The sequence below is a fragment of the Paludisphaera mucosa genome, from assembly GCF_029589435.1.
Classification (GTDB): Bacteria; Planctomycetota; Planctomycetia; order Isosphaerales; family Isosphaeraceae; genus Paludisphaera; species Paludisphaera mucosa.
The window spans coordinates 658,063-680,795 of record NZ_JARRAG010000001.1 but is presented as its reverse complement, the minus strand read 5'-3'; the positions used below and the strand labels follow the sequence as shown (position 1 = coordinate 680,795).

General features: G+C 70.6%; 17 protein-coding genes and 1 riboswitch. Of the genes, 10 read left to right on the top strand and 7 right to left on the bottom strand.

The features are described 5' to 3' along the window. Positions 1-10: 10 nt before the first annotated feature. From gatB to PZE19_RS02730, 6 genes are all read left to right on the top strand, one after another. Entirely contained in the window at positions 11-1,492 is a 1,482-nt protein-coding gene (gene gatB, locus PZE19_RS02755) for an Asp-tRNA(Asn)/Glu-tRNA(Gln) amidotransferase subunit GatB (protein WP_277859060.1), read from the top strand. Between the two features lie 22 nt (positions 1,493-1,514). Then, positions 1,515-2,387 carry a sugar phosphate isomerase/epimerase family protein gene (locus tag PZE19_RS02750; RefSeq protein WP_277859059.1) on the top strand — a complete coding sequence of 291 codons (873 nt, stop codon included), beginning with the start codon at positions 1,515-1,517 and terminating at the stop codon, positions 2,385-2,387. Between the two features lie 20 nt (positions 2,388-2,407). Continuing rightward, a complete protein-coding gene (locus PZE19_RS02745) occupies positions 2,408-3,112 on the top strand; it encodes a DUF72 domain-containing protein (RefSeq protein ID WP_277859058.1) in 705 nt (234 codons plus the stop codon). A 198-nt stretch (positions 3,113-3,310) separates the two neighbouring features. Next, entirely contained in the window at positions 3,311-4,291 is a 981-nt protein-coding gene (locus PZE19_RS02740; protein ID WP_277859057.1) for an RNA polymerase sigma factor, read from the top strand. Positions 4,292-4,444: 153 nt separating this feature from the next. Further along, positions 4,445-6,610, top strand: a complete 2,166-nt coding sequence (locus PZE19_RS02735; protein ID WP_277859056.1) for a cytochrome c biogenesis ResB family protein — start codon at positions 4,445-4,447, stop codon at positions 6,608-6,610. 86 nt (positions 6,611-6,696) lie between these two features. After that, positions 6,697-9,306 (top strand): cytochrome c biogenesis protein, encoded by a 2,610-nt coding sequence (locus PZE19_RS02730; RefSeq protein WP_277859055.1) that lies wholly within the window; start codon positions 6,697-6,699, stop codon positions 9,304-9,306. Here PZE19_RS02730 and PZE19_RS02725 read toward each other — a convergent pair. After that, positions 9,233-9,802 (bottom strand): DUF309 domain-containing protein, encoded by a 570-nt coding sequence (locus tag PZE19_RS02725; protein ID WP_277859054.1) that lies wholly within the window; start codon positions 9,800-9,802, stop codon positions 9,233-9,235. The genes PZE19_RS02730 and PZE19_RS02725 overlap by 74 nt on opposite strands. A 37-nt stretch (positions 9,803-9,839) precedes the next feature. On the opposite strand from PZE19_RS02725, the gene PZE19_RS02720 reads away from it, so the two are divergent. From PZE19_RS02720 to PZE19_RS02710, 3 genes are all read left to right on the top strand, one after another. Further along, entirely contained in the window at positions 9,840-11,234 is a 1,395-nt protein-coding gene (locus PZE19_RS02720) for an alkaline phosphatase family protein (RefSeq protein WP_277859053.1), read from the top strand. Next, entirely contained in the window at positions 11,231-12,664 is a 1,434-nt protein-coding gene (locus tag PZE19_RS02715; RefSeq protein WP_277859052.1) for a sulfatase family protein, read from the top strand. The genes PZE19_RS02720 and PZE19_RS02715 overlap by 4 nt, the downstream gene beginning before the upstream one ends. 80 nt (positions 12,665-12,744) lie before the next feature. Then, positions 12,745-12,949: riboswitch (cobalamin riboswitch) on the top strand. Between the two features lie 254 nt (positions 12,950-13,203). Beyond that, positions 13,204-14,094, top strand: coding sequence for a DUF4465 domain-containing protein (locus PZE19_RS02710; protein WP_277859051.1), 891 nt, complete (start codon positions 13,204-13,206; stop codon positions 14,092-14,094). A gap of 411 nt (positions 14,095-14,505) precedes the next feature. Here PZE19_RS02710 and asnB read toward each other — a convergent pair whose 3' ends face one another. The 5 genes from asnB to PZE19_RS02685 form a co-directional block, all read right to left on the bottom strand. Beyond that, positions 14,506-16,455, bottom strand: coding sequence for an asparagine synthase (glutamine-hydrolyzing) (gene asnB, locus PZE19_RS02705; RefSeq protein ID WP_277859050.1), 1,950 nt, complete (start codon positions 16,453-16,455; stop codon positions 14,506-14,508). A gap of 109 nt (positions 16,456-16,564) precedes the next feature. Next, entirely contained in the window at positions 16,565-18,097 is a 1,533-nt protein-coding gene (locus PZE19_RS02700) for a HEAT repeat domain-containing protein (RefSeq protein WP_277859049.1), read from the bottom strand. A gap of 165 nt (positions 18,098-18,262) precedes the next feature. Then, on the bottom strand, positions 18,263-19,114 hold the full coding sequence (locus tag PZE19_RS02695; RefSeq protein WP_277859048.1) for a carbon-nitrogen hydrolase family protein: 852 nt from the start codon (positions 19,112-19,114) through the stop codon (positions 18,263-18,265). Positions 19,115-19,226: 112 nt separating this feature from the next. After that, positions 19,227-19,697 (bottom strand): PEGA domain-containing protein, encoded by a 471-nt coding sequence (locus PZE19_RS02690; RefSeq protein ID WP_277859047.1) that lies wholly within the window; start codon positions 19,695-19,697, stop codon positions 19,227-19,229. Between the two features lie 145 nt (positions 19,698-19,842). Further along, positions 19,843-20,289, bottom strand: a complete 447-nt coding sequence (locus PZE19_RS02685) for an acetyltransferase (protein WP_277859046.1) — start codon at positions 20,287-20,289, stop codon at positions 19,843-19,845. Between the two features lie 207 nt (positions 20,290-20,496). On the opposite strand from PZE19_RS02685, the gene PZE19_RS02680 reads away from it, so the two are divergent. Further along, entirely contained in the window at positions 20,497-21,984 is a 1,488-nt protein-coding gene (locus PZE19_RS02680) for a leucyl aminopeptidase (protein WP_277859045.1), read from the top strand. A 42-nt stretch (positions 21,985-22,026) separates the two neighbouring features. Here the strand turns inward: PZE19_RS02680 and PZE19_RS02675 are convergent, their stop codons facing one another. Next, positions 22,027-22,494 carry a hypothetical protein gene (locus PZE19_RS02675; RefSeq protein WP_277859044.1) on the bottom strand — a complete coding sequence of 156 codons (468 nt, stop codon included), beginning with the start codon at positions 22,492-22,494 and terminating at the stop codon, positions 22,027-22,029. Positions 22,495-22,733: the final 239 nt, after the last annotated feature.

The following is a 22,733-nucleotide window of genomic DNA, read 5'->3' as shown; positions in this document are numbered from 1 at the left end:
CCCCCCTTCCATGAGCCATCCCTACGACGTCGTCATCGGCCTCGAAATCCACGTCCAGCTCCAGACCGAGAGCAAGATGTTCTCGTGGTGCGGCACCGAGTTCGGCCTGCCGCCGAACACGCAGACGGACCCGGTGTCGCTGGGGATGCCGGGCACCCTGCCGGTCATGAACTGCAAGGCGTTCGAGCTGGCGCTCAAGACGGCCGTGGCGCTGCACGCCGAGATCGCGCCGTTCACGAAGTGGGACCGCAAGAACTACTACTATCCCGACCTCCCCAAGAACTATCAGATCAGCCAGTACGACCTGCCGTTCTCGACCGGCGGCTGGCTCGACATCCCGACGCGCAAGGACGGCGGCGGGGGCGGCCGCTGCGCTCTGACGCGGGTGCACCTGGAAGAGGACACCGGCAAGCTGACCCACGGCGTCGGCGACTACTCCGAGGTCGACCTCAACCGCGCGGGCATCCCGCTGCTGGAGATCGTCAGCGAGCCCGAGATCCGCTCGGCCGCCGACGCCCGCGGCTGCCTGGAGGAGCTGCGGCTCACGCTCGTCTACCTCGGCGTCTCCGACTGCGAGATGCAGGAAGGCTCGCTCCGCTGCGACGCCAACGTCAACCTGCACATCCACAAGGACGGCGAGACGATCGCCACGCCGATCGTCGAGATCAAGAACCTCAACAGCTTCCGGGCCGTCGAGAAGGCTCTGATCTACGAGACCGATCGCCAGTACAAGAAGTGGGAGCACGACGGCCTCACCATCAAGGATTCGCCCAAGACCACGCGGGGCTGGAACGACGCCGACGAGGTCACCAAGCCCCAGCGCGAGAAGGAGACGGCGGCCGACTACCGCTACTTCCCCGAGCCCGACCTCGTCCCCGTCGTCGTCGACGAGGCGTGGCTGGGCCGCGTCCGTGCGACCATCGGCGAGCTTCCCGCGGCGCGTCGGACGCGGTTCCAGGCGGCCTACGGGCTCTCGCCCTACGACGCCAACGTCCTCGTCGAGCAGGGCGAGGACGTGGCCGAGTACTACGACGCCGTCGCCGCCAAGACGAGCGAGTACAAGCTGGCGAGCAACTGGATCCAGCAGGACGTCCTGCGGTCGATCAAGGACAAGAAGCAGGCCGTCGCCGACTTCCCCGTCCGGCCCGACGCGCTCGCCGACCTGATCGACCGCGTCCGCCGCGGCGAGCTGAACACGAACCAGGGCCGCGAGGTCCTCGGCCGGATGATCGAGACCGGCGACCCGGCCGAGACCGTCATCGAGCTGGGCGGCTACAAGATGGTCTCCGACGGCGGGGCCATCGCCGCGGCCGTCGAGGCGGCCCTCGCGGCCAACCCGCAGGCGATCGACGACCTCAAGAAGGGCAAGAAGAAGCCCGACGCGGTCAAGGGATTCCTGCGCGGCCAGGTGATGAAGCAGACGGGCGGCAAGGCCAACCCGGCGCTCGTGGGCGAGCTGCTGGAGGCCAAGCTCGCCGAACTCCTCGCGTGACGAAAGGCTCGAATCGATGCGGATGAAAGACGTCGACCGGAGGGGATTCCTGGCGGCCGCCGCCGGTGCCGCGGCGGGCGCGGCCTGGGGCGCGACGACGGCCTCGGCCGCCTTCGCACCCAAGACTCCCTGGAAGCGGGCCTTCATGCTCGGCCAGACCAAGGGCCCCATCCTGCCGACCTTCAAGCTGCTGAAGGAGGCCGGCTTCGAGGGCGTCGAGCTGATCAGCCCCAACGAGCTGGACCTCAAGGAGGTCCTCGCCGCCCGCGACGAGACCGGCCTAGTCATCCACGGCGTCAGCGGCGGCCGGCACTGGCAGGAGCCGCTCTCCGACCCCGACCCCGCCGTCGTCGAGCGCGGGGTGGCCGCGATCAAGCAGGAGTTCCTCGACGTCAAGGCCTACGGCGGGACCACCGTCCTCGTCGTCCCGGCGGTCGTCAACAAGAAGGTCTCCTACCGCCAGGCCTGGGAACGCTCGCAGGCCCACATCCGCAAGCTCATCCCCTTCGCCGAGCAGGCGGGCGTCAAGATCGCGGTCGAGGAGGTCTGGAACAAGTTCCTCCTCAGCCCGATCGAGTTCGCCCGCTACATCGACGAGTTCGAGAGCCCGGCCGTCGGCGCGTATTTCGACGTGGGCAACGTCGTCGAGTTCGCCTACCCCCAGGAGTGGATCCGCGAGCTGGGCAAGCGGATCCTCAAGATCCACATCAAGGAATACGCCAAGCCCAAGCGGTTCGACTACCCGCTCGGCGAGGGCGAGATCGACTGGCCGGCGGTCCGAAGCGCCCTGACCGAGATCGGCTACGACGGCTGGATCACCGCCGAGGTCGGCCTCGGCGACCTGGACCGCATGAAAGACGTCGTCGCCCGCATGAACAAGCTGCTGTTCGACTGAGGCCGAAGCGCGGGCGACCCATGGAACTCCACGTCGGCACGAGCGGCTACTCCTACAAGGAGTGGAAGGGCGGCTTCTACCCGAGCAAGCTGCCGGCGTCGGGGATGCTCCGTTACTACGGCGAGCGTTTCGGCGCGGTCGAGATCAACGGCACGTTCCGCGTCCTCCCCGCCGTCGCGACCGTGCAGCGGTGGGCGGACGCGGTGCCGGCCGACTTCCGCTTCGTGCTCAAGGCCCCGCAGCGGATCACGCACACGCGGAGGCTGAAGGACTGCGGCGAGCCGTTGGCGCAGACGCTCGAAGTCGCCGGGGCCCTGAAAGAGCGCCTGGGACCGCTGCTGTTCCAGCTCCCGCCGAACATGAAGAAGGACGCGCCTCGGCTGCAGGCGTTCCTCGGCCTGCTCCCCGCCTCGATCCGCTCGGCGTTCGAGTTCCGCCACGCCTCTTGGTTCGACGACGAGGTCTTCGGGCTGCTCCGCGAGCACAATTCGTCTCTCTGCCTGGCCGACGCCGACTGCGAGCTGGACGTCCCGTTCGTGCCCACGGCGGACTGGGGCTACCTGCGGCTGCGGCGCTTCGACTACAGCGACGCGGAGCTTGCGGCCTGGGTGCAACGCGTGGCCGGACAAGCCTGGCGGGAGGTTTTCGTCTTCTTCAAGCACGAGGACGAAGGCAAGGGGCCGCGGATGGCCGCCCGCTATCGCGAGCTGGCGGCGGCCCTGTAGCCCCCAGGCGGCGAGGTTCAAGCCCGGCCGGCCTCGACCGGAGGGAATCTCGCTTTGATACGACCCTGCACGGGGGTTTCGCGACTCCGACTCCGAGAGAATCGCGACCTCTTCCCAGAAAAACGCATTCGCCGATGGGGCGAATCGACATAATACGGAGTACGACGGGATCCGAGGCGGGCGAGGGCCGGAGACGCGATGATCGAGCGGGCCACGGACGCGATCTTGCTGAGACGGTTCGCCGAGGGGCGGGAGGAGGCCGCGTTCGCCGAACTGGTGAAGCGGCACGGCCCCCACGTCCGGCGCGTCTGCCGGCAATTCCTTCGGAGCGAGCACGACGCCGAGGACGTCTTCCAGGCGACGTTCCTGCTCCTGTCCCTGCGGGCTTCCGACGTGGCCTGGCGGGCCTCGATCGGCGGCTGGGTCCGGGACGTCGCCCGACGGCTGGCCCTCCATGCTCGCAGCGAACTTGCCCGCCGCGGCCGGCGCGAGACCCCCGTCTCCAACCTCCCGCCCGGCTGGAACTTCGGCGATGCGGGGGCGTTGCCCGAGCCCGAATGCCCGCTCTCGCTGTTCGCCGACGAGGTCGAGCGCCGTGACGTCCGGAGGGCGATCGACGGGGCCGTGGACGACCTGCCCGGGAAGTATCGCGACCCCGTGGTCCTCTGCTACCTCCAGGGCAAGAGCAACCGCGAGGCCGCCGTCGAGCTGGGCTATCCCGTGGGCTCGATCTCCCGCCGCCTGGTCCGCGCCCGCTCCCTGCTTCGCGAAAGCCTGGTCGGCCGGGGAGTGACGCTCGGCGTGCTGCTGGCCCTGGCGGCCTGGATCGTCTCGGGGCCGCACCGTTCGGTCGAATCCCCCGATCGGGGCATAAACTCCCGCCGGCCCGACCTCGCGATAAACGATAAAGCCGAACCGGCTTCCGAGCTTCGAGAACTCCTCGGCGCCCTGGAGCGTAAGGAATGGCAGGGCCTCGATCCTGCGCGACTCGACCTCGGGGTCGAGCACGCCGAGGAGTCTGCGGAGCGGGCTCCGGCCTCCGTCCGGGAATCTCGGCGCGGCTTCGCGGCCGAGACGAGGCTGGCGGCCCTCGACCTGGCCGACCATCGGGCCGAGGGCGCGGTCGCCGCGTCGCGGCTGCTCGCGACGTGCGTGCGTTGCCACGTCGCGCTCCCCTGATCGCTCGATCCGTCCCCCCCCGGCGACGACCCTGGCCGCTCGCGGGGGCGTTGGATTAGAATCGAGAGATCTCGGGGCGGCCGACCACGGCCCGTCCCGGCCCGCCCGACTCATCCCCGACTTCCATCCTCCCTCCCCGGCAGGTGCGACATCATGGCGACGGCCACCAAGAAGTCATCCGGCCCCCCTCCCGCGACGCCCGGCGCGAAGGCGTCGTTCGGCGGCCGGGCCCTGGCGGCGATCGACGAGGTTTACAAGTTCCTCGCGTCGCTCAAGCTGGCCGTGATCTCGATCTCCAGCCTGGCCGCCTCGCTCGCCTTCGCCACCTGGTTCGAGTCGACTTACGGCACCAAGGCCGCCCAGGCCTTCGTCTACAAGAGCGCCGGGTTCTCGATCCTGCTGGCCTTCCTGGCGATCAACATCTTCTGCGCGGCGTCGATCCGGTTCCCCTGGAAGAAGCGGCAGACCGGCTTCGTGGTCACGCACGCCGGGCTGCTCATCCTGATCCTAGGCTCGTACGTCCACTTCCGGTCGGGCGACGAGGGGATGGTGGGGATGCTGGAGGGCGAGACCCGCAGCGAGATGCTCCGGACCGACGCCCCGATGTTCCGCCTCCGCGAGGTCGACCCCCACAACCAGGAAACCACGGCGTCGTTCGCGATGCCGTTCGACGAGAGCGGCCCCTTCCCCTGGGGCGGCGGCCAGCCCCGGATCCGCAACATCTTCGACCTGGCGCTCAACCGCCTGACCGGCGGCCGGTACCCGATCGTCCGCGACGAGGCCGACGTCCTGAGCAAGCCGGCCGACCCGTTCAAGCTGGTCGTCAAGCGCTACTTGCCCGCCTCCACCCCGGACACGCTCCACGAGGCCGACCCCTCGGGCCAGCCGATGGCCCGGCTGCTGCTCCAGTTCAAGGCCCCCGGCATGCCCGAGTCCCGGCTGGCCAACGCCGATGAATCCGACCAGTGGTTCAAGCTCGACCGCCGCTTCTACCGGACGGCCCGCAGCGACGGCATGCCGGCGCTCGTGTCGTTCGCCTCGGTCGACCGCGCCGACTACGTCGACGACTTCCTCAAGCCGCCGCTGGACAAGAGCACGACGGGCGTCGCCCGCTTCCGGTACACGGGCCGGGACGGCAAGCCCCGCGTCTTCGACTTCGTCCTCGACACGCCGGCCGACAAGAAGGTGCCGCTGCCCGACAGCGACCTGACCGTCTCGCTCCAGAAGCTCGCCCATTTCCCGACCGGCGAGGCGGGCCTGGCGAAGGTGGTGGGCGAGGAGTCGATCCCGATCGCCGTGTTCGACGTCGGCAAGGGCGAGGGCTCCGTGGTCGAGCACGTGGCGATGGGCGCGATGCCGATGTTCCCCAACGTCATCCCCCGGCCGGCGGTCGACGGCGGCAAGCCCCCCGAGGCCCTGGCCGCCGTCCACCTGATGATCCCGCCCGACCTCGACCCCAAGACCAGCGGCCGGTTCGGCCAGGTCGACGTCCTGGCCGGGCCCGACCAGAAGCTGTATTACCGCGTCTTCGGCCGCGCCAAGGACGGCAAGCCCGAGCTGCGGACGTCGGGGCCGATCGCCCCGGGCAAGTGGGTCGACGCTTTCGGCGGCGGGGCCGCCGCGATGTCGATCAACTTCCAGGTCGCCGACTACCTGCCGGCGGGCGTCGAGAAGCGGATCTTCCGGCCCCTGTTCCTTCAGGGCAACCAGATGGACGAGGCCGTCCCCGCCTGCCTCGTCGAGCTGACCGTCGACGGGAAGACCGAGGAGGTCTGGATCCAGCGCAGCGAGTCGCTCGAAGCCCCGACCTTCCGCCCGGTCCCGGTCGGCTCGCGGCCGTTCGAGATCGCCTACGACGTCGACCGCAAGCCGCTGGGCTTCGACCTGAAGCTCGAGGACTTCGAGGTCGGCTTCGAGCCCGGCACCGAGCAGGCGACCAAGTTCGTCAGCCAGGTCAAGGTCGAGGACCCCGCCCAGGGGGTCAAGGGCCGCGAGCACACGATCTCGATGAACGAGCCGATGACCCACCGCGGCTACACCTTCTACCAGATGCGCTACTCGCCGATCGTCGACCCCCGCACCCAGCAGCGGACCGGCCAGTTCCAGTCGGTCTTCCAGGTGGGGAGCAACCCGGGCCGGCCGATCATCTACGCCGGCAGCCTGCTCGTCGTGCTGGGGACCTTCCTGCAGTTCTACATGCGGGCGGGCCTGTTCACCGACGGCGGCCGGCGCGAGCGCGAGCAGGCCGCGAAGAAGGCCGGCCTGCCGACGCCCGTCGAGCCCGCCGGGCCGGCGAAGGCCGAAGAAGACATTTTGTGAGCGACCGCGACGAGCGACCCAGGGGCCGAGCCCGCGTCGGCCGCCTCGCCTTCCACCGCCCCTCAGCCATCCCGGGGAGATACGCGATGAGACGATACGGCCGATTGCTTGTGGGAACGGGCCTCTGCGGCCTGCTGGTCGTGACGGTCGCCGCCGTAACGCCCCCGGGTCACGAGGGCGCGGGGCCCGCCAAGCTCGGGGTCGGGCCGGCGTACGACCGGATCGGCCGGGTGGCCGTCATGCACAACGGCCGCGTCAAGCCGCTGGACACCGTGGCCCGCGAGGAGGTCAAGCAGGTCTTCGGCCGCGAGACGGTCAAGCTGCTGGACGACCGCAACGAGGTCGCCGAGACCTGGACCCCCGTCGCCGCCTTCGTCGACTGGATCGTCCGCCCCGAGTTCTGGGACTCGCAGCCGTTCATCCTGGTCGACTACCTGCCGCTCAAGCGGAAGATCCTGCTCGGCCCCATCCGCGCCAAGTTCGCCGCGATCGCCGCCCGGCCCGAGACCGCGGCCGAGGACAAGCAGCGCCTGGCCCTGCTCGCCGACGTGGAAGAGCTGGACGCCGCGGCGGTGCTGAACTTCCTCAAGGCGTCGAAGCTGGAGGCGAGCGACCGCAAGGCGCTCGAGGACGTGGCGGCCAAGCTCCTGGAAGACCACAAGTGGCTGTCGCCCGACGAGCTGGACGAGGCCAAGATCCGCCACGGCGACCACGACGAAGCGTTTATGGAGTGGGTGGCGCAGCTCGACGAGCAGAAGCGCAAGTTCGACTCCAGCCCCACCCTCGCGGCGCGGCTGACCGAGGTCGAGAAGCGGGCCATCGACGTCGGCCATCGGCTGGCGACTTACAAGGCGTACTCCGGTGAGGAGATGCGGTCGGCCGGCCTGGTCCGGATCATGCCCCGCCCCTTCGGCCGCGAGGCGCTCGACTTCTACAAGGTCGTCATCCCCAAGGCGCGCACGGCCGCCAACCTCCGCGACCTCTCGCCGATCGAGTTCGACGCGCTCAAGGCGCTCGACACCTACTGGAACGACGTCCCCAGCGACGACCGCCACGACCCGGGCGAGGACGCCGCCTTCGACAAGAAGTACGCCGCCTGGCTCGCCGAGAACTCGGTCTGGACGCCGCTGAAGGTCCTGCTCAAGGCCGACCCCGACGCCCTGATCAAGGCCGGCTACCCCGACAAGGAGACGCGCGCCTTCCTCGACGCCTACAAGGCGTTCGAGCAGGCCGAGAACGCCGCGCCGGGGACCATCGCCGTCGAGCCGGCCGAGGCCTTGCTCGCCAGCTCGCGGGCCCTGGGGCGGGCGGTGAATCCGACCTACTACCCCACCGCCGAGGCCATCGACCGCGAGTCGCGGTTCAACGCCATCAACCCGTTCTACCAGGCCCCGATGGCTTACGGCGCGGCCCTGGCCATGCTGGCGATCGCCCTGGGCTTCTCGGGCGGACGCGTCGCCGAGATGGGGACGGCGGGCCGGGCCTTCCACGGCCTGGGGATGCTCGCCCTGCTGGGCGGCATCGGCCTGGAGTGCTACGGCTTCTACCTGCGGATCCAGATCTCGGGTTGGGCGCCGGTCACGAATATGTACGAGACGGTCATCTGGGTCGCCCTCGTCGCGGCCGTGCTGGCCTTCGTCTTCGAGCTGGTCTACCGCCGCACCTTCACCGCCCTGGCGGGGTCGGGCGTCGCGCTCCTGGGGACGATCACCGCGGCCAACGTGCCGCTGCTGGACCCCAGCATCAAGAGCCTCCAGCCGGTGCTGCGGAGCAACCTCTGGCTGACGATCCACGTGCTGACCGAGGTCTCCAGCTACGCCGCGTTCGGCCTGGCCTGGGCGCTCGGGCTGATCGCCACCGTGTACTACCTGACCGCCACCTACCGCCGATCGCCCTCGTACGGCGAGCTGGCCTCGCCGCTCGTCCCGGGCTTTCCGCTCTTCTCGGTGGGCGTGGGGGGCATGGCGGCGTCGTACGGGGCGTTCGGCCCCAACTGGACGATCGGCGACCCGCTCTTCTACGTCTTCTCGGCCATGGCGGCGATCGGCGGGATGATCTCGCTGGGGACCGTGTTCGCCCTGGCCGGCGAGTCCGTCAACCGCCTGACCTCGCGGGGGATCGACGACGCGGGCACGCCGGAATCCGAAGCCGCCCGGATCGCCGCGGCCGACAGGCCCAAGACCCGGCCGACGGTCGAGGAGATCAAGGCGATGGCCGCCCCCGCGACGCTCGACGCCCGTGGCAAGGCCATGCAGGAGACGGCGGCGATGGTCAAGCCGCTCTCGAACTTCATCTACCGCGCCATGCAGGTGGGCGTCCTCCTGATCGCCGCCGGCACGATCCTGGGCGGCGTCTGGGCCGACTACTCGTGGGGGCGATTCTGGGGCTGGGATCCGAAGGAAGTCTGGGCGCTCATCACGCTGCTGGTCTACCTCGTCCCGCTGCACGGCCGGTTCGCCGGCTGGGTGAGCACGTTCGGCCTCGTCTTCGCCTCGGTCGGCTGCTTCCTGTCGGTCGTCATGGCCTGGTACGGCGTCAACTTCGTGCTGGGCGTGGGCCTGCACAGCTACGGCTTCGTCGAGGGCGGCTCGCAGGGCGTGATGGGCGTGATCCTCTGCTCGATCATGGCCCTGCCGCTGGGGGCCGCGTGGCGCCGGAAGCTGGGGAATCTCCGCCCGGCGTCAACCGTCGCGTGAAGACGACCACGGCCGAGCCCCCGGGCGCATCGGGCGTCTCCGGGGGCCGCCCGGCCACGGATCGGGCGAAGTCGATCCAGCCGTCGAGGTCGAGCCCCAGCAGCGACGGGCCGACCTCGGCGCGGACCGCGGTGAAGTGCCCCGCCGCGCGGGCCGCGTGCGACCGCACCCCCGCCGGCCGCCCCTGGCGGACCTTCACCCCGGCCGCGGCCATCTTGATCAGCCCCTTGAGCAGGAGAGCGACGGGGCCCCGGCGGCCGTGCGCGTGCCAGAGCGCCTCCCAGGCCTCGTGGGCCTCCCAGTAGAACCCCGCGTTGAACAGGTCGACCCCGCGCAGGTAGGCCGGCGAGTCGCCCCAGGCGTCGCCCGCGATCGGCGGCGTCGGAGGCGTCTCCCCCTTCGTCCGCGACCTCCCGGGATGCGGGACGCCGCTCCCGGGGACGTAGGTGGACGACGGCGGCTCGGCCTCCTGGTATGCTCGGGTCGTCTCGGTCATGATCCCCGCCGCCTTGGTCTCGGAGCCGATTCCCCTGATGTCCGCACAGCCCGTCGTCGTCGTCAACGCCGTGGGACTGACCCGGCGTCTGCTCGCCCACGCCCCACGGCTCAAGGCCCTGGCCGAGGCCGGCTGGGTCCGTTCGCTGGAGGAGGTCGCCCCCGCCGTCACCTGCACGGCGCAGGCCAGCCTGCTGACCGGCAGGCCGCCGCAGGAGCACGGGATCGTCGCCAACGGCTGGCTCTTCCGCGACACCCGCGAGGTCCGATTCTGGCAGCAGTCGAGCGCCCTGGTCCAGGCCGAAACGATCGAGACGACGCTCCGCCGCCGCGCCCGCGAGCGCGGGGCGTCCTTCCGCATCGCCAAGCTCTTCTGGTGGTTCAACCAGGGGGCCGACGTCGACCTGAGCGTCACGCCCAAGCCCTACTACGGGGCCGACGGCAACAAGGTTTTCGGCATCGCCGGCACGCCCGACGGGCTCTGCGAACGCCTGGAGTCGAGCCTCGGCCGATTCCCGTTCCATACGTTCTGGGGCCCGAGCGCAGGCCTCCCCTGCACCGACTGGATCGCCCGCGCCGCCGCCGACGTGCTCGCCCGCGACAGGCCCGACCTGACGTTCGTCTACCTGCCGCACCTCGACTACGAACCCCAGCGCCGCGGACCCTCGGGCTGCGACATGCCGAAGCTCGTCCGCGAACTCGACGACGCTGCGGCCCCCCTGCTCGACCGGGCCGAGGCCGAAGGGGCCCGCGTCTGGGTCGTCAGCGAATACGGCCACTGCGACGTGAGCCGTCCGGTCCTCCTGAATCGGATCCTGCGGCGGGCGGGCCTGCTCAGCGTCCGCCCCGGGCCGTTCGGCGAGACGATCGACGCCTTCGGCAGCCGTGCGCTGGCCGTCTGCGACCACCAGCTCGCCCACATCTATGTGCCCCGTCCCGAGGACGTGTCCCTCGTCCGCGAGACGCTCGCCGCCGAGCCGGGCGTGGCGCGGACGTTCGCCGCCGCGGAGCGAGCCGAGATCGGGCTCGACCACGAGCGTTCGGGCGAGGTCGTCGCGCTCTCGGATCCCGACGCCTGGTTCGCCTACCCCTACTGGCTCGACGACGCGCTCGCCCCCGACTTCGCGCGCACGATCGACATCCACCGCAAGCCGGGCTTCGACCCCTGCGAGATGTTCTTCGACCCCGCCCTGTTCTGGCCCAAGGGCCGCGCGATCCGCCGCCTGATCCAGAAGAAGCTGGGCTTCCGCACCCTCTTCGACGTCATCCCGCTCGACCCGTCCCTCGTCCGCGGCAGCCACGGCCTCCCCGCCGCCGACCCGCTCGACAAGCCGCTCCTGATCGCCGACGGCCCGCCGCCGGCCGATGGGCTCCTCAAGACGACCGACTTCCGGAACCTACTCGCCGGCGCCTTCGCCCAGGACGGATCATGAAATCCATCGGCCCCTTCATGATGATGTTCGCGTCCGTGCTGCCGATCGCGACGGCCCGGGCCGACCGCGCCCGGGACGACCGGCCGAACGTCGTCCTGATCTTCTGCGACGACCTGGGCTACGGCGACCTCGGCTGCTTCGGGGCGACGAAATATCGGACGCCGAACCTCGATCGGATGGCGCGTGAGGGCGCGCGTTTCACCGACTTCTACGTGTCGAGCGCGGTCTGCTCGGCCTCGCGCTCGGCGCTGCTGACGGGGGCCTATCACGAGCGCGTGGGCATCCGGGGGGCGCTCGGGCCGAAGACGAAGCAGGGGCTCTCGCACGACGAGACGACGATGGCCGAGATGTTCCGATCCGCCGGCTACGCCACGGGCATGGCCGGCAAGTGGCACCTGGGCTGCCGGCCCTCGCAGGCCCCGACGCACCACGGGTTCGACGAGTTCCTCGGCCTGCCGTACTCGGGCGACATGTGGCCTCACCACCCCGAGCGGCCCAAGGATTACCCGCCGCTGCCGCTCATCGAGGGCGACCGGCCGACGATCGCCGACGTCACGCCCGAGGTCCAGAAGTCGCTGACGACCCGGTTCGCCGGCCGCGCGGTCGACTTCATCAGGACGAACAAGGACCGGCCGTTCTTCTTCTACCTCGCGCCCAACATGCCCCACGTCCCGCTCTTCGTCCGCGACGAGAACGTAGGCGAGAGCGGTGCGGGGATGTACGGCGACGTGATCCGCGAGATCGACGAAGCCTTGGGCGCGATCCTGGAGACCCTCCGGGTCGAGGGCCTCGACGAGCGGACGCTGGTCGTCTTCACCTCCGACAACGGCCCCTGGCTGAGCTACGGCGACCACGGCGGCTCGTCCGGCCCGCTGCGCGAGGGCAAGGGGACGAGCTACGAGGGGGGCGTCCGCGTGCCGTTCGTGGCCCGATGGCCGGGCAAGGTCCCCGCGGGGCTCGTCCAACGCCAGCCGGCCGCGACGATCGACCTGCTCCCCACCTTCGCCGCGCTCGCCGGCGCGAAACCGCCCGCCCTGCCGATCGACGGCCTCGACGTCCGCCCGCTTTTGTTCGGCGCCCCCGACGCACGCAGCCCCCACGAGGCCCTCTTCTTCTACTACGCCGACGGCCAGTTGCAGGCCATGCGTTCCGGCCCCTGGAAGCTGCTCTTCCCCCACACGACGAGGACCATGAACGGCCAGGCCCCCGGCGTCGGCGGCGTCCCCGGCAAGTATCGCGAGCTTCCCGTCGGCCTGGAGCTGTACGACCTCGACCGGGACCTCGGCGAGACGCGCAACCTATCGACCGAACGTCCCGAGGTCGTCGAGCGGCTCCAGGGCCTGGCCGACGCGATGCGCGGCCGGCTCGGCGACAGCCTCGCCCGGCGCGCCGGGACCGAGATCCGTGCCGCCGGCACGGCCGCCGATTGAAGGAGCATTCTGATCCGTCGATCCGACCCGAACCGGGCGGCCGGACGTTCGCGCCTTGAATTCGGGCCGGAAAACCACTATTCTGCAACCACTCGACAGGTGCCCCCGGCCGAGACTGCTCGGGGGGGAGAATAGGGAAGCCGGTGCGAATCCGGCGCGGGGCCGCCGCTGTAATCGGTGAGGCTTCGGACCACAGGGCCACTGCTCCCCCCAGGGGGGCGGGAAGGCCGTCCGAGGCCGCTACGAGCCGAGAGCCAGAAGACCTGCCCGTCGAGAGCTGTTGGGATGCTCGGCCGCCGGCATCCTCGGCGGGCGTTCGTGCAGATCGGCTGCATCGGGCCCGCCCGGGACGGTCGAAGCGCCAACGGCACCAGCCCGACCCGGCGGAAAGGTCTTCATGCTGCGCCCTCCCCCGTAGGCGTCCTCGCGCCTCCTCGTCCACCCTGCGCCCTCCCTTTTCGCACACCGACGCCTCGTGCCGGCCCGTTCGCCGTGCGCGCCGCGGATACCACTCGAACCCCGACTTCGGAGCACGCCTGATGAAATTTCGATATTCGTTCCTCTGCACTTGCTTGATCGTCGCGAGCCTCGCCGCGAGCGCCAGGGCCGGCGACGTCGTCGCGACGTTCGACGACCTGACGCTGGCCCCGAACTCCTTCAACCAGGGCCCGATGCCCGGCGCCGTCGAGAGCTCCGGGCCGTGGGGGCCGCAATTCGACGGGACGTTCACGTCCGGCGGGGTCGGCTTCGGCAACACGTATGAGTCGACGTTCGGGAGCTGGGGCGGATTCGCCTACTCGAACCAGGCCGACACGACGACGGCCGGGTTCCTCAACCAGTTCTCCTCGTACGCCGGCGGGGCGCACTCGGGCGCGAACTTCGGCGTGGCGTCGGGGTACGACGACAGCGCCGGTTTCGACCCGACCCAGGCCGATCAGCTCCGGGGCCTCCCCTCGTTCACCTTGCCCGTCGGGGCCGGGATCGAAGGGATGTTCATCACGAACACGACCTACGCCGCACTCACGATGCTCTACGGCGACGCCTTCACCGGCAGGCCCTTCGGCGGCGTGAACCACGACGTCGCCGACTGGTTCAAGGTGACGGCCTACGGGATCGACGCCCAGGGCGACGTGCTCGGCGGCTCGGCCGAGATCTACCTGGCCGACAACCGCCAGGGCCAGATGCTCATCGCCGACCAGTGGCTGTACATGGACCTCTCCGCCCTCGCCGGCGCGACGACCCTGTACTTCAACGTGGCCAGCTCGATGACCAACGCCTTCGGCATGTCCATCCCCGGCGCCTTCGCCGTCGACGACGCCCGGTACCGCGTGGGCGCCGCCGCCGCCGTCCCCGAGCCCGCGAGCCTCGCCCTGGCCGGCTCCGCCCTCATCCTCGTCGGCCTGGCCGTCCGTCGCCGACGGGCCGCCTGACGCCCCCCGTCACGTCTCTGGGCGCAGCCAGCTCGATCCGTGAAGCGCGATCCGACAGTAAGTTTCGGATCGCGCTTTCATCGGATTCTTCGTGCGCATCTCGCGAAAAGGAGCATAGTCAATCGGGAGTGCGCGCGGGACCGTCCTATTCGCCGACAAACCCGCCGGAGGCCGACTCTGTCGAAAACACCGGAGCAAGCGGGGCGAGACGTCCTCCTCCCCTCGTGGGAGAAGGACGATCGACTCGTCTCGTGAACGAGCTTTCGACAGGGCCCCGGAAGGCCCGAAATACAAAACGAATTCGACCAACGAAGCCAATCGGAAACCCGCACAACCTATTACAATAATAGGATTTACGCCGAAATCGACCGCCGGCGTCCGGCGCGAACGGAGCCGTATCGAAGCCGGCCCTCATTCGGGCGGGACGGGAGGCGTCCAGGTCGGCAGGTCGCAGAGGCCGCCGCCGAGGAAGGTGTGGTGCCAGAGCTGGGTGGTGACCACGCAGGTCAGGCCGACGTCGTAGACGAATCGGGGGATGGTGATCCGCGGGGTGCGGGTCTGGCGCGCCACCTGCTTGCGGACCCCCTCGGGGTCGAAGTAGCCGGTCTTCGCCAGCGACTCGGGGCTCAAAAGCTGGTCGACCCAGGGGGGCCGGTGGGGGCCCAGGAAGGTGCCCGACATGCTCGTGCGGAACATCGTCTTGGGGCGGTTGGCGATCTGCTTCGGGAGGATCCGCTCGGCGACGCGGCGGAGGATCCACTTCTCGTTCATCCCCCGCAGCTTGTACTCGGGGGCGATCCCGGCGGCGAACGAGACGACGTCGTCGTCGAGGAACGGGTAGCGGGCCTCGACCGAGGAATTCATGGCGATGCGATCCCCCTTGGAGATCATCAAAAGGCCGGCGAGCATCACCTTGTAGCCGACGTAGAGCGACTGGTTCAGCGGGTCCCAGCGGGCCATCCGCTCGTTGGGGACGTCCAGGTCGGCGTAGGGGTCGTGGCCGCCGAGGCTCGCCTCCATCGTCGAGGAGTAGAGACTCGGCTTGCACTGCGAGATCATCTCGTACATGTCCTGCTGGGCCGTGCGGACGCCGTGGATCGCCCCCTCGGGGGGGACGGCGAAGCGGCGGCCGCTGATCGACCGGCCGATCAGGTTGCGGGCCATCCGCGGCAGGCCCCTTCCGACGACCCGGTAGGCGGCGTCGCGGACCTTCTGCGACTTGTACCAGACGTACCCCGCGAGCGCCTCGTCGGCGCCCTCGCCGGTGAGCGTGACCTTGTAGCCCTGGCCGTGGACGGCCTCGGCCAGCCTCAGCAGCGCGGCGCACGAGGTGTCGACGATCGGCCCCTCGGCCGCGCGGATGAGTTCCGGGAAGGCCTCGGCGACCCGCGATCGGTCCATGACCACCGTCGTCAGCGGCGAGCCCAGCGTCTCGGCGGCCTCGGTCGCGTGGGCGCGCTCGTCGGGGCCGGCCTTGTCCAGGCCGATGGTGAACGCCGGGATCGGCTCCTTGCGGAGCCGGCTGCAGAGGCCCAGGACGACGGTCGAGTCGAGCCCGCCGCTGATGTAGGTGACGACCGGCACGTCGCTCCGCAGCCGCCGCTCGACGGCCGTCTCCAGCCGGCCTTGCAGCTCGTCGATCAAGGGCGTCGCGTCGTCCATCCGGGTCTCGTCGCCGGCGTCGGGGAAGTCGAGGTCCCAGTAGACCCGCTTCTCGACCCGGTCGCCCTGCACCTTCAGGAAGTTCCCGGGCGCGATCGAGGTCACGCCCTGGAAGAAGGTCCGCGACGTCCCCGAGCAGAAGAACGTGAACAGGTGATCGATCCCGCGCACGTCGGCCTCGGCGCGGATCATCCCCGAGGCGAGGATCGCCTTGATCTCCGAGCCCCACAAGAGCCAGCCGTCGGCCTGCGCGTAGTAGAGCGGGCAGATGCCGATGCGGTCGCGGCCGAGGATCAGGGTGCGGGTCCGGCGGTCCCAGAGCGAGACGGCGAACTGGCCGCGGGCCTCGGCGAACATGCCCTCGCCGAGGTCCTCGTAGAGGTGGACCCAGGCCTCGGTGTCGCAGCGGGTCGCCAGCGCGTGGCCGCGGTCGAGGAGCGTCTGGCGGATTTCCGGGTATTCGAAAAGCTCGCCGTTGAACGCGACCCAGACCGAGCCGTCCTCATTCGAGAGCGGCTGGCGGCCGCCGGCCAGGTCGATGATCGCCAGCCTGCGGGCCCCGAGCGCGACGCCGGGCTCGATGTGGACCTGCTCGTCGTCGGGCCCGCGATGGGCGATGGCCGCGGTCATGGCGAGCAGCCGCCGCGCGGGGAATTCCCTCTGGCCGGTCAGGTCGAACGCTCCGGCGATGCCGCACATTCCATGTCTCCGAAGGTAGGGCCCCGCGTCCGCGAGGGCTGCGACGGGCCGTCATGGCCGTATCCTGCAAACGGACGCGAAGTCGGCCGGGTCTCGTCGGCGGAGGGGCTCAGGGATTCCCGGCCGAAGCGGCCTCGATCCGCCGGACGGCCGACCGGGCGGCGATCCCGACGCCGCCGCCCTCGGCTTCGCCCTTCACAAGCTCCCGAAGCCGCGGCAGCGCGGGGCCTGACGCGGGGCCGAACCCGGCGAGCGCCCTCGCCGCTTCGAGGCGGGTCTCCGAGTCCTGCGAGTCCAACGCCGCCGAGAGCGCCGCGACCGCGTCGCCCGCCCGCGGGCCGCCCAGGGCGATCCGTCCCAGGGCGATGCAATAAAACGGGGCCGGAGAATCGGGGCCGGGGTTTGGGATGCTCTCGTTCAACGCCGCGAGCAGGATCGGCAGGGCCGGCTCGGTGAAGCTCGGGCCGAACTCCGCGAGGCCCTCGGCGGCCCTGGCGCGTTTGTAATCGAGCGGGTCGTCGCGGAGGACGGCGATCAGGGCCGCGGCCGCCTCGCCCGCCCGGGGCGTCGAGGGGGCGATCCGTCCCAGGGCCGACGCGGCCCGGCCGGCCGGATTCCAATGCATCCAGAACTGGTCGGTCATCGTCATGGAGCCGGGCTCGCCGCCTTCCTTCAACAGCTCCAGGAGGGCGGGGATGCTCGCCGCGGCCTCCGCACCGATCTCTCCCAGGACGGTCGCGGCATGGGCGCGGACGAGGGGCTCGCGACCGCCGAGCGCGGCGGTCAGCTCCGGCACGATGGCCGCCGACCTCGGCTTCTTGTCGCCGATGATCGCGTGGAGCCCCGACTGGCAGGCGTTGCGGACCCGGAGGTCGTCGTCTTCCAGGCCGGCGAGCAAGGCGACCGTTGCCTCGTCGCAGCCCGTGGCGTATCGCCCCAGCGACTGGGCCGCCTCCTCGCGGACGCCGCGGGAAGGGTCGACCTTCAGGGCCGCCGTCAGGGCTCGGAGGCCGACGGCCCCCGTCCCGACGCCGCCGAGCGCCTTCGCGGCCGAGAGGCGGACCGCTTCGCTGCGATCTCCGAGCGCCTCGGCCAGGGCCTCGGTGCAAGCCGCGGCGTCGACGCCCCTGATCGAGCCGGCGTCGAAGGCGGCGAGTCCCAGCGCCGCCTGCATCCGCACGACCTCTCGGGCGTCGTTCAGGGCGGCGACCAGGCCCGCGGAGGCCTGTCGCGTCGAATCCGGATCGCCGACCCGGATCGCGGTCCGGCCGGCCTGCGCCAGCGACTCGGCGGCGAGGATCGCGACCTTCTCGTCCGCGTCGCGGACCGCGGCAATCAGGGCCGGGACCACGGCGGGGACCTCGGGGCCGGTGGGCCGGGCCAGCTCCGCGGCCGCCTCGCGACGCTGTTCGACGTCGCCGCTGAGGACCAGCCGACTCCAGCGCTGGATCGGATTCACGAAGTCCCGGACGGCCAGCGATGACCAGAAGACCAGCCCGCAGGTCGCGACCAGCACCATCATCGCTCGCAGGCTGAGGGTCCAGCCCCGATCACGACACGCCGGCGGGGCGGCCTCGACCTCGGCCGACGCGGGCGCGGCCGACGAGCGTCGCGGGGCGAACCTCAGGCGCGGGAATCTCATGGGTGCTCCCTCCCGTGACGGCCCTCGTCGTCCCCGGGCGGGCGATCGGCCCGAATCACTCGGCGCGGAGCGCCTCGCGAAGGGACTTCGGCAGCGTGGGGTTGAGGAAGGTCGTGTCGCGTCGGCGGTACGCCTTGCGATAGGCCATCCCCCCCATGATACCGATCAGGAAGGTGCCGAGGCGGAAGATGCCGCCGCGCGGGCCGAGGGGGACGTAAAAAGCCACGACTTCAGTCCTCGCTTGGGATGGATGGTGATGGGAGCCAGCAAGAGTGCGGGGTCGGAGCCGGCCCGGAGGGGCGAGCCGTGGCGGCCGTCGCAGATGCTGCTGAGGCCGGCGAACCGGTCGTGGATCGTGGTGTGAAGGAGCGGGATCCGGGTCTGGGTCTCGCCGCACTGGTTGGCGAAGACGACCGGGACGCCCAGGTCCTGCGCGACGCGGCCCGGGATGTCGCTGCAGAGCGGGCCGACGCGGCCGAGCAGCCAGTGGCTGCGGCCCGTGCCGCGGTCGGAGAACTCGGGCCAGGCCGCCGAGACGACCGCGACGTCGATGTGGTCGCGGTACTCCTTCCAGACCCGCCGGTAGATCATGTCGGCGCAGATGGCGAAGCCGACGCGGCCCCAGGGGGTCGGCACGATCAGGGCCCGGCGGCCGGGGTGGAACCGGAAGCGTTCCCAGAAGACCAGGTTCCGCTTGCGGTAGACGTGCTGCTCGCCGTCGGGCGTGCAGAAGGCCAGCGCGTCGTAGAGGTGCCGGCCCTCGCGCTCGACGTAGCCGGCGGCGATGTGCATCCCCCACTGCCGCGCGCGGCTGCGCAGGTAGGAGAGCGTCGGCCCGTCGGGGGTCTCGCTGTGGGGGCCGAAGTCGGGGCAGAGGCTGTACCCCGTGTTGAACAGCTCGGGGAGCACCACCAGCTCGGCCCCGGCGTCGCGGGCCTCTCGCAGCAGGCCGTCGGCGCGCTGGAGGTTGGCCGAGAGGTCCAGCAGGTCGCTCGGCATCTGAACGGCGGCGGCCATCACTCTCACTTCAGTCCACCCCCACATCCCTGAGGACGGCGAACGCGGTCCCGGTCCCCGCAGCATCTTCCTGATCGGATGCGGCGACCCGTCGACTTGAGGCTAAGCCGGCTTAATCGAACCCGAGCCAGGCGAGGAAGCCCCGACGCCTGGGCGTGGGGGGGGCCTGCGACTCGGCGCGCAGGGCGTTGGCGCGGTCTTCGAGCTCGTTGGAGGCGGGCGACTGGGCCGGCTGCAGGTCGAACTTGAACTCGCGCTCGTCGCGCAGGGTGAACGGCACCAGGTTCTCGGAGAAGAACTCGGTGAGCAGGTTGTCCCACCAGGGCGCCGGCACCGGCTGGATGACCGTCTTGGTCTCGAAGCCGTCCTTGATGAGCGTGACCTCGCGGTCGCCGTAGAAGGTGAACGCCTTCGAGACGGGCGTCGGGCCGATCTCCTCGTCGTTGACGATGACCTGCGCGCCGGGGGGCTCCGACCGGATCGTGTACCGCCGGATCACGCAGCCCGTATCCAGGCCGAGGCAGACGGCCGACAGGGCCAGGCCCGCCGCCGCGCGACGGCCCATCTTCGGGGATCTCACCATCCTTGGCTCTCCCATCTCGCCGGCTCGCTCCGAGGCCGACCCGCCGGGACGCGTCGGCGCTCCGGGGATCGTGGGCGGCCGGGATTCTAACCGCGACGCCCCGACCCGGCAAGGCGGCTTGGCCCGCCGAAATCCGTCGCCGCCCTCAGCCCCCTTCCAACTTCGTCAGCTTCATATGAAGGAGGGGGAACGGGTTCCCCTGGCCGTCGCGTTCCGACCGGCCGGCGACGCGGAAGCCCATCCGAATATAGAAGCCGACGGCCTGCGGATTCTGCTCGTTGACGTCGACCTCGTCACAGCCCAGGCGGCCGACCGCGTGCTCGACGAGCCTCCGGCCCACGCCCCGGCCGCGGACCTCGGGGGTGACGAACAGCATCTCGATCCGGTTCTCGGCCGTCCCCAGGAAGCCGACGAGCCGGCCCGAATCCTCGCAGGCCGCCAGGTCGACGGCGTGCAGGTACTCGTGCAGGATCAGGGGCTTCATGACCTGGATGGCCGCCTCGGACAGGAAGTCGTGCGTCGCGCGTACGGACGCCTCCCAGATCTCGACGAGCCGGGGGTGGTCGGCCTCGGCGACCGGCACGATCGTCATGGCGAATCCTCCGTCGTCGCGGCCCTCGCGGCGGGGCGGACGTCGTTCCATGATGCCGCCGCGGGGCCGCGTCCGCGAGGGGGAATCGCCTTGGCGCGTCCGGGAAGCGCTGCGATCATCGGGGGCTCGGGGCCGGGCCGGCGGTCGCGACGGTTTCGATGGGCCGGCCCCGCCCCCCCTTCCCTTCCAAGGACAGAGCCCGCCATCATGTCGATCAGGATCATCCGCCAGCCGCTCACGACCGTCGACCTGCCCTGGATCGCCGCGGGCTTCTTCGACCGGGACGCCGGGCTCGCGTCCGACCTCCGCGGGACCTCGGTCGACCCCCTCGCCGCCAGGCTGCTGGAGGAGAAGGAGATCAAGGGCTCGGCCGGCGAGACGGTCGCGCTCTACGAGCCGGTCGGGTTCCAGGCGAAGGCGCTGCTGCTGACGGGGCTCGGGTCGAAGGCCCGGTTCGACGCCCGGGCCGCGTTCACGGCCGGCGTCGCGCTCGCGAAGCGGCTGGCGGCCAAGCCGCGCGAAACCGTCTCGGTGAGCCTGGCCGCGGTCCTGGAGGCCGGCGACCCGGCGCTCGTCTCGGCCCTGGTCGAGGGGGTCGTCGTCGGCATGCAGGGGCCCGGCCTGCACAAGTCCGAGCCCAACCGCCACGCCTTCGAGGTCGTCCTCGTCGCCCCCGACGGCACGACCGACGAGCACCTGCTGGCCCTGGAGAAGGTCGCCGCCCGCGGCGAGATCGTCGGCCAGGCGGTGAACATGGCCCGAATGCTCGCCAACACGCCGCCGTCGGAGAAGCCCCCGGTCGTCCTGGCCGAGGTCGTCCGCAAGGCCGCCGAGGGCCACGGCGTCGAAGTGCAGGTCTGGAACGCGGCGCGGATCCGCGACGAGCGGTTCGGCGGCCTGATCGGCGTCGCCGCCGGTTCCGACGAGCCTCCGGCGTTCGTCACGCTCGACTACCTCAAGGGGGGCGACGCCCCCGTCCTGGCCCTGGTGGGCAAGGGCGTGACGTTCGACTCGGGCGGGCTCAGCCTGAAGCCGAGCGCGTCGATGGAGGACATGAAGAGCGACATGACCGGCGCGGCGGTCGTGGCCGCGACGATCCTGGCGGCGGCGCGGCTGGGGCTGGCCGTGAACGTCAAGGGCTACATCGCCATGACCGAGAACATGACCGGCGGCCGGGCCATGAAGCTGGGCGACGTGCTCACCATGCGCAACGGCAAGACGGTCGAGGTGCTCAACACCGACGCCGAGGGCCGGCTGATCCTCGCCGACGCCCTGAGCTACGCCGCCGAGGCCGGGCCCGCGCGGATCCTCGACCTGGCCACGCTGACCGGGGCGTGCATCGTCGGCCTGGGGACCAAGATCGCCGGCCTGTTCAGCAACGACGACGCGTTCGCCGCCGAGGTCGCCGAGGCCAGCAAGGTCGCCGGCGAGCGCGTGTGGGCGATGCCGCTCGACGACGACTTCAAGGACCAGATCAAGAGCACCGTCGCCGACATGAAGAACGTCGGCGGCAAGTGGGGCGGCGCGATCACCGCGGCCAAGTTCCTGGAGGAGTTCACCGGCTCCATCCCCTGGGTCCACCTCGACATCGCGGGGCCCAGCTGGAACGACAACGAGGCCGCCGCGCGGGACGCGGGGGGGACCGGCTGCTTCGTCCGGACCCTGACGGCCTACCTGGAGAACGCGCAAGCCTGAGCCGTCTCGACGGCGCTCGGCCCGGCCCCCGGTTCAGCCCGCTCAGCCCGCCGCGTTGCGATAACGCGGCCGGGCGGGGTCGAACTGGCAGGGGATCCGCGAGCTGTTGACGTCGAGGGCCGTCAGGATCGCGCGGACCTCCTCCATCGGTCGGCCGGCGTCCATCGCCCACTGGATGACGTGCAGGTTCTCCTCGCCCCAGCGGAACCGCTCGACGATCTCCTGGGTCAGCGGCGATTCGAGCAGGCCGGGCCGGCGGAGGACGCCGTACGTCCGGGCGTCGAACTCGATCCACAGGGTCTCGCCGTGGAGGTGCTCCATCCAGTGCTGGCGGAGGAAGCGATTCCAGAAGCGACAGATCCAGAGCCGGACCGCCGTCTCCCCGAGGTCGTGCCCCGCCTTCTCGCTCTCGATCCACTTGAAGCGCAGAGCCTCCAGCTCGCCGCGCTCCTGAAGGCTCGATCGGACCTTAGGTTCGATCTCGACTTCAGTCATCGAAAGAGGCAGCATCAACCCCTCCAAGCAAGGACGCGACTCCGATCCGTGGCAGTTGCCCGAGATGACCGGGGGCCGGAGACGCGGAAGTCCGGATCGGTCGTCCCTACCCTACTTCTACTGAGAATCCCGGTCGAGCGTGAGCAAGCCCCGGCGATTTTCCGCCGGGCGTCGCATGGGTTTGAAGTTACGTCCTTTTTCCGCGGTTGACAAGTCACCAGACGTGGGCAATTTCCGCGCCCATGTCGATTTTC